Origin of the sequence: Streptomyces sp. NPDC007162, assembly GCF_040634175.1 — a bacterium.
In the GTDB taxonomy this organism is placed as follows: domain Bacteria; phylum Actinomycetota; class Actinomycetes; order Streptomycetales; family Streptomycetaceae; genus Streptomyces.
In genome coordinates, this window is record NZ_JBEYFC010000436.1 from 1 (window position 1) to 7,549 (window position 7,549).

At 73.9% G+C, this 7,549-nt stretch carries 6 protein-coding genes and 1 pseudogene; 4 read left to right on the forward strand and 3 right to left on the reverse strand.

What is annotated here, in order from left to right:
* The 3 genes from ABZ646_RS35150 to ABZ646_RS35160 form a co-directional block, all read right to left on the reverse strand.
* Positions 1-573 (reverse strand): alkaline phosphatase family protein (locus tag ABZ646_RS35150; protein WP_360528215.1); only part of this gene is annotated, 573 nt, incomplete at its 3' end.
* A gap of 200 nt (positions 574-773) precedes the next feature.
* Positions 774-1,229 carry a hypothetical protein gene (locus ABZ646_RS35155; RefSeq protein ID WP_360528218.1) on the reverse strand — a complete coding sequence of 152 codons (456 nt, stop codon included), beginning with the start codon at positions 1,227-1,229 and terminating at the stop codon, positions 774-776.
* 87 nt (positions 1,230-1,316) lie between these two features.
* On the reverse strand, positions 1,317-2,252 hold the full coding sequence (locus tag ABZ646_RS35160; RefSeq protein WP_360528221.1) for a hypothetical protein: 936 nt from the start codon (positions 2,250-2,252) through the stop codon (positions 1,317-1,319).
* Positions 2,253-2,651: 399 nt separating this feature from the next.
* On the opposite strand from ABZ646_RS35160, the gene ABZ646_RS35165 reads away from it, so the two are divergent.
* From ABZ646_RS35165 to ABZ646_RS35180, 4 genes and pseudogenes are all read left to right on the forward strand, one after another.
* Complete coding sequence (locus tag ABZ646_RS35165; RefSeq protein ID WP_360528224.1) at positions 2,652-5,702, forward strand: BTAD domain-containing putative transcriptional regulator; 3,051 nt, start codon at positions 2,652-2,654, stop codon at positions 5,700-5,702.
* Between the two features lie 85 nt (positions 5,703-5,787).
* Positions 5,788-6,453: a M15 family metallopeptidase gene (locus tag ABZ646_RS35170; RefSeq protein ID WP_360528227.1), complete on the forward strand. Its 666-nt coding sequence runs from the start codon at positions 5,788-5,790 to the stop codon at positions 6,451-6,453.
* A gap of 129 nt (positions 6,454-6,582) precedes the next feature.
* Entirely contained in the window at positions 6,583-7,065 is a 483-nt protein-coding gene (locus ABZ646_RS35175) for an RNA polymerase sigma factor (RefSeq protein ID WP_360528230.1), read from the forward strand.
* A 159-nt stretch (positions 7,066-7,224) separates the two neighbouring features.
* Positions 7,225-7,549, forward strand: a pseudogene (locus tag ABZ646_RS35180) (peptidoglycan endopeptidase); the annotation flags it as partial.

Sequence of the window (7,549 nt, forward strand, 5' to 3'; positions counted from 1 at the left end):
GCACTCCACCAGGTGCGGCACCCCGTCCTCGATGATCCACTCGCCGTGCATGACGCCGGTGCGGAATCCGGACGCGCGGGCCAGGGCCAGCATGCAGACGGTGAACGCGTCGGCGAGCGCGTAGTGGAACGGTATGTCGTCCCGGTTCAGGTACGCCATGGTCGTGGAGCCCTTGGCCGGCACCCACTTGTCGTACTTGCCGTTGTTGACCGCGGTGTGCGTGTCGCTCCAGCCGTGCGGGAGGTCCTGGATGAAGGCCAGGCCCAGGTCGTCGGCGTCCGGGTGGAACGGCAGGATGTCCTTGGTGCCGTTCGACTGGTGCCACACCGACGTGCCGTTCTGGGTGACCGGACGAGGGTCACCGAAGCCGCGGACACCTCTGAGGGTGCCGAAGTAGTGGTCGAACGAACGGTTCTCCTGCATCAGGACGACGATGTGCTCGACGTCCTGGATCGACCCGGTGCGATGGTTCGCGGGCAGCGCGGCGGCCCGCTGGACGCTGCTGGACAGCGCGGTGAACGCCGTGGTGGCGCCGGCCAGTTGAAGGAATCGGCGCCGGTTTACTTCGGTCATGAGTGGGCGACCTCTCATCCTGACGTACGGGATGGCCGGAACAGGGTGGATGTGTGCGGATGCGAGTGTTCCAAGGGCAGCGAACGTCAGGGAAGGGTCCGGTGGCGCGGATGTGAAGGTCGGCGGTACGTGAGGTGGGGAACGGGTAAGACGGCGGAACCGGTCACGGCCGGGGACAGCCGTGACCGGTCGGCCTGGGGTCAGCTGATGAAGGAGCCCGCGGCGCAGGCGCTCTCCGTCACCCACTGGTGGGACAGGATGTTGTCGTTCATGGAGTGGCCGTCGGTGAAGTGGTCCCGGGTGAGGTCGTCCACGTAGAGCTCGCCCGGCTTGAGGCAGCCGTAGCCGCCCGAGTAGTTGGCGTAGTAGTAGAAGGCGACGACGTCCTTGCCGCCGACGTAGCCGCTGTTCATCACGGAGGAGGCGACGTTGCCGACGCCCTGGAAACCGCCGGCGCTGTCGGCCCAGTCGGAGTCGTTGCCCGCGCTGACGCCGAGCAGGCCGCCCGCGCAGTCCCAGTCCCTCCAGGCCCGTACGTTGCCGTCGCGGCCCGGCCACTGCGCGTTGCAGCCGGCGGAGGCCTGGGCGTTCACCGGGAGGGCGAAGCCGACGGCCGCGAGGGCCAGGGTGGTGAGGGCGAGGGTCATTTTGCGCATGATGGATCCCGTTCTGCCTCGTCCGAGGCGGTCGGTGTGGGAGGGGGCCGCGGCGGACGCCGCGGAGTCATGGGGTGGCGGCAGGTGTCAGGTGCGGGCGGGCACGATCCGCTCGGCGCGCTCCAGCGCCTTCAGGCGCACCTGCCGGTAGGCCTCCAGCCGGGCGCCGTACTCGCCGTCCAACTGGTCCAGGTAATGGGCCTCGCGCTCCTGGCCCACGGACCTGAGGGAGACCTCGCGGGCGCAGGTGGCGTCGGCGACCGCGATCCGGGTCTCGGCGGCGAAGCTCCTGGCCTCCTCGGCCCGGGACTGGACCGCGGGGTGCTGGCGGGTGGCCTGCCGGGCCGCGTCGGGGTCCCGGTAGGGGTGGCCGGCCCTCTTCATGCAGGCCGACCACGCGTGCACGGCGGCGGTGAACCGCCGGTCGCGCAGCAACTTGCCGACGTACAGCGGTCGCAGGTTGCTCGCCGTGGTGTCGAGCCGGAACCAGGTCCCCGGATCGCCGTACAGCTTCCGCTCCGCCTCGCCGTCGCAGCCGCCGGTCTGCTTGCTCACCCTGCCCCCGCCGGGGACCTCGGTGCGCAGCAGCTCGGCCCGCCGGCCGCCGTCGAGCGCGGTGTCGTACGCGGCCCCGCGGGTGGCGCCGAGGCCCTTGCGGTAGGCGAGGTTGGGGTTGCGCAGCCGGGCGCGGTCCTCCTCGGCGGTGATCCGGCTGCCGTATCCGTAGGTACGGGCCCAGCGCACGTCGTCCTGGACGTAGCCGAGCGGCCTGCTCTCGGCCGGGCTCAGGGGGCGGTCCGTCCAGTAGCGGAACCCGTGGTCGGCCATGCACCGGGCGACCAGGCGCTGTTCGGCGTCCGAGATCCGCAGGTCCTCGGCGTAGGTGAGATCGCGGGTCCGGTGCCCGGCGGCCGGGGCCGAGCCGTCGCCGGACGCCCCGGCGCAGCCGGTGAGGGCGAGCGCGGCCACGGCGGCGACGGCACTCAGCCGCGCGGCGCTTGGGCGAAAGGCGGTGCGCTTCATCGGGCGGCTCCCTGGGGCGTACGGCGGACGACTCGGTGCTCACGAGCCGTTGACGCCGCCGGGGTGGCGTTCGTATGACCTGCGGTCGCGGGGAATTTCGGGCGCTGCGGATTTCGTGGCGGATCCGCGTACCCGGTCATACGAGGGGTGGCCGCCGGCGGTCTCCCGCACAGGGGCCGCTATGGCCACCCACAGAAACCAGCCAACTGCGAAGGAGGGCGGGAGGCTCCCGCGGCATCGACGGGCCCCGGTCCCGTTCGGTCCACCGGGCGTCGCGCCGGTTCCGTCCGCCTGATCGGGCGAACGGGATCCGGACACGGCGGCCCGGATTTCGGCCTGCCCTGACGGTGGCCGCCGATATCGTTGTCGGCATCCGCTGGGAGCGGCGATCGGGGATCGATGTTCGAAGTACGTCTGCTCGGGCCGGTGGAGGTCTGGGAGGGCGGCCGGCGGGTCCCGCTCGGCGGCTCCAGGCCCCTTGCCGTCCTCGCCTCGCTCGTCGTGCACCTGGGCGAGGTCGTCTCCACCGAGCGCCTGGTGGACCTCGTCTGGGACGAGGATGCCCCGGCCACCGCGGGCGCCCTGGTCGCCACCCATGTCTCCGCCGTGCGCCGCGCCCTGGCCCGGGTCGGCGCGGCCGAGGTGATCCGCACCCGGCCCCCCGGCTACCTCACCGACCTCGCTCCCGCCCAGGTCGACGCCCGCCGCTTCGAGGAGCTCCTCGCGGCGGGGCGGTCCGCGGGGCGTACCGAGGAGGCGGCCGGGCTGCTGGCCGAGGCACTCGGGCTGTGGCGGGGCCGGGAGGCGCTGGAGGGGCTCGGCCAGTCGTTCGCGCGGATCGAGTCGGCCCGCCTCGCGGAACTGCGGCTGGTGGCCGAGGAGGAGTCCTTCGGGCTGGCGCTCGACCTGGACCGGGCGGACGCCGCGATCGCGCCGCTGCTCGGCCATGTGGCCGCGCATCCGCTGCGGGAGCGGCCCCGGGGCCAGCTGATGACCGCCCTGTTCCGCGCCGGCCGGGTCTCCGACGCCCTGCGCGTCTTCCAGGAGGGCCGTACGGTCCTGCGCGAGGAACTCGGCATCGACCCGGGGCCGGAGCTGCGGGCGGTGCACCAGGCCGTACTGACCCATGACACCGGCGTACTGGGGAGCGGACGCCCGGCGTCGCTGCCGGTACCCGCCCCGAGAAGCGGGCGGTCCCGTCCGGCGCCCTCCCATCTGCCGCCCGACATCGCCGACTTCGTGGGCCGGGCGGACCAGGTCACGTGGGCGACGGAGCTGCTGCGGGGCGTCGGTGACAGCGGCCGGACCGCCCCGCCGATCGGGGTGATCTCCGGGCGCTCCGGCATGGGCAAGACGGCCCTCGCCGTGCACGTCGGCCACCGCACCGCCGAACTCTTCCCGGACGGCAGGCTGTTCGTGGACCTGCGGGCCGCCGACACCACTCCGCTGGAGCCCGCCGACGCACTCGCCCGGCTGCTGCGCGCGATGGGCGTCGAACCGGACACGCTGCCCTCCGGCGTCGAGGAGCTGACGGGCCTGTACCGCACCCACGTCGGGCACCGGCGGGTCCTGGTCGTCCTGGACAACGCGTCCGGTGAGGCCCATGTCCGGCCGTTGCTGCCGCCGGGGCCCGGCTCGGCGGTGCTGGTCACCAGCCGCCGCAGGCTGGTGGCCCTGGAGGGCGCCGCCCATCTGGACCTCGCGGTGCCCGACGAGGCCGAGGCACTCGACCTGCTGCGCCGGGTGGCCGGCGAGGGGCGGACGGGGACGGAACCGGAGCGGGCCGCCGAGATCGTCGCCCTGTGCGGGCGGCTGCCGCTCGCGGTGCGCATCGCGGGCGCCCGGCTCGCCGCCCGTCCGCACTGGGCGCCGGGCCGGCTCGCGGGACGGCTGCGCGACGAACGCCGCCGGCTCAACGAACTCAGCGCCGGGGACCTGGAGCTGCGCACCAGCCTGGAACTCGGCTACACCGACCTCGATCCGCAGGAGCGGCGGGCCCTGCGCCGACTGGCGCTGCTGGAGCTGCCCGACTTCGCGGCCTGGATCGCCGCCCCGCTGCTCGACATAGGGACCGAGGACGCCGAGGAGGCCGTCGAGCGCCTGGTGGACTGCCACTTCATCGATGTCATCGGTGTGGACGGCACCGGCCTGCCCCGGTACCGCATCCACGATCTCGCCCGCGAACACGCCCGCGAGCGCTGTCTGTCCGAGGAGAGCGCGGAGGACCGCGCGGCGGCGGTCCTGCGGCTGGCCGGCAGCTGGCTGGACCTGGCCCGCAAGGCCGCAGCCCGGGGCCCCGGCGGAGCGGCCCGGTACTTCCCCGAACCGGCCGCGGTGCGCCCGCTCGACCCGGAGACCGAGGAGTCGCTCCTCGCCCGGCCCGCGGCCTGGTTCGCCGCCGAGCAGGCCGGACTGCTGGCCGCCGTCACGCACTGCGCCGAGCACGGCATGGCGCGCGCCGCCCGGGATCTCGCCGGAGCGCTGATCGCGAGTTCGGCCGCGCTGTACAACCAGTTCGACGCCTGGTCCCGCGCCCATACGGCGGCCATGGCGGCGGTACGGCGCGGCGGCGACACCGAGGGCGAGGCCTGGCTGCTCGTCGGCCTCGGCCAACTCCGGTACGAGCAGGACAGGTTCGAGGACGCGTATGCCTACTTCGCCGACGCGCTGCGGCTGTTCGAGGACCATGCGCCGGACGGCTGTGCGGTGGCGCTGGCCGGAATGGGCACCGCCCGTCGCGAACAGGCCCGTTACCCGGAGGCACTGGAGCTGCTGGAGGCCGCACTGGAGCGGTACGGCGGCACGGCGGACGCCGGGTCCCGGGCCAGGGTGCTGTACGGCATCGGTTACGTGCACCGCGAGCAGGGCCGGGGCCCAGCGGCCCGGCAGGCCCTGTCCGGGGCCCTCGACCTGTACCGGGCCGCCGCCGACCGGCACGGCGAGGGACTCACGCTGCGGTCGCTGGCGCTGTGCGACCGGGCCGAGGGGCGGTACCAGGAGGCCGAACGGCTGCTGCACGACGCGCTGCGCGTCTTCACCCGACTACAGGACACCTTCGGCGTGATGTACACCGAACAGGCCCTGGCGAAGGTGGAGTTGCGGACCGGTCGGACGGAGGAGGCCGGGCGGCGGCTGGCGCGCTGTCTGGCGGTGGCCCGGGAGCGGCAGGACCGGTTCGGCGAGGCGCTGGTGCTGCGCACGATCGGGGAGCTCCGACTGGCCGACGGAGACACCGCGGGCGCCCGCGAGCCGCTGGAGCACGCGGCCGCGCTCTGGGCGGAGTTGGAGCTGCCGCTGTGGCGGGCGCGCACGGTGTGGGACCTGGCCCGGGTGTGGTCGGCGGACGGTGACACCGAGGCCGCGCGCGGGGCCCGGGCCGAGGCGCTGGAGGTGTTCCGTGCCCTGGGCGGACGGGAGGCGCGGGAGCGGCGGGACGACCTGCTGTCGTAGCCTCGCCGGGGCTGCAGAAGTCCTGGTGGTGCGCTTGCAGGGAACCTGCAGAGCATTTGCAGGGCCGCCCGGCACGCTGTTTCTCGTGACGGACATCATCACGCTCTCCGACTCCCGGGTCGCCGAGGTCACCGTGCGGGACTGCGGTGAACCGCTGGTCGACCTGCGCGACACGCCCTGCCTGCGGATCGACCGCCGCCAGGCCGACGCCGACGGCAGTTACGCACACCTGCGCCTGTCGGTGCTGCGACGGCTGCTGCGGGCGCAGTCGCTGCTGCCCGCCGGGATCCGGTTCCTGGTGGTCGAGGGCTACCGGCCGCCGGGGTTGCAGCACCGGTACTTCGAGGAGTACGCGGCGACCCTGCGGGCGGCCCGTCCCGAGGCCGGGCCGGCCCTGATCCGCGAGCTGGCCAGCGCCTACATCTCGCCGCCCGAGGTGGCCCCGCACGTCAGCGGCGGCGCCGTGGACCTGACCCTGTGCACCGCGGACGGCACCGAGCTGCCGCTGGGCACGGAGGTCAACGCCACACCGGAGGAGAGCGCGGGGGCCTGCCGTACCGGGGCGGCGAACATCGGTGCGCGGGCGCGCGCCAACCGGGCGTCGATGGACCGGGCACTGACCGCGGCCGGCTTCGTCAACTACCCCACCGAGTGGTGGCACTGGTCCTACGGCGACCGGTACTGGGCCCTGCTGACCGGGGCGCCGGCCGCCCGCTACGGCCCCGCCACCGCACCCGTGCGGCCCGCCTGACCAGCGATCCGGCCGCGTGTTCCGCACCCATGACCAGCACCGCACCATCCGACCGACCGACGGGGGACGACCATGGAAAGCCACGGCGGCACGTGTACGCGGGACCCACGCGAGACTGTGCAGGAGCACATGAGCCCTGGGGACTTCGACGCTTCCTTCACCGCCGACATGCCCCGGCTGCGCAGACGGCTGATCGCGCTGACCGGCAACCCGCACGACGCCGACGACCTGCTGCAGGAGACGTACCTGCGGCTGTCCCGGCGGGCCAGGGCCCGGAGCCTGACGCCCCAGCAGCATCCGTACGCCTACACCTGCACGGTCGCGCTGAACCTGCTGCGCGACTCCTGGCTGCATCCCTCCCGCCGTGAGCGCACCACCGACCGGCTGCCCGAGGCGGGCTGGGACGGCGGGTTCGGCACGTACGAGGCCTCGGCCACCGCTCTCGCGCTGCTGAGCATGCTCTCGCCGAAGGAGGCGGCCGCGGTGATCCTCGTCGACCTCGAGGGTCTCACGCACGACACCGCCGGGGAACGGCTCGGCGCCCATCGCGGCACCGTCCAGCGCAACCGGATGCGGGCGCTGGCCAAGATGCGCGCGGCGCTGGGCGGTTGAGTTCCGGGTGCCGCGTCCCGACGGGGGTGGGACGCGGTTTCCGGGCAGTTCCTCCGACCCCCGCACCCGACTGGATGTCGACGAAGGATGTGCATCTTGAGACTCACCACACCCGGCAGGGCGGTCGTCGTCGCGGCGGCTCTCGCGACGGTCCCGCTCCTGTCCGCCACCGCCCACGCCGCCACCGCCCACGCCGCCACCGCCCCGCGCGCCGCCCAGGACGCCACCTGCGGTGTGCTGGCCTCCGGCGCCTCCGCCACCGCCGAGGCAGCCGTCGCGGCGGCCTGCTCCCAGATCGGCGTCTGGTACAGCTGGGGCGGTGGCCACGGCGCCACCCCCGGTGCCACGTACGGCTACTACGACGGCTCGGACCCGGACAGCCTGCACGACAACGAACGCAAGGGGTTCGACTGTTCGGGCCTGATGCGGTACGCCTACTACCGGGCGACCGGCAGGGACCTGCTCAACGGCACGGCCGACGACC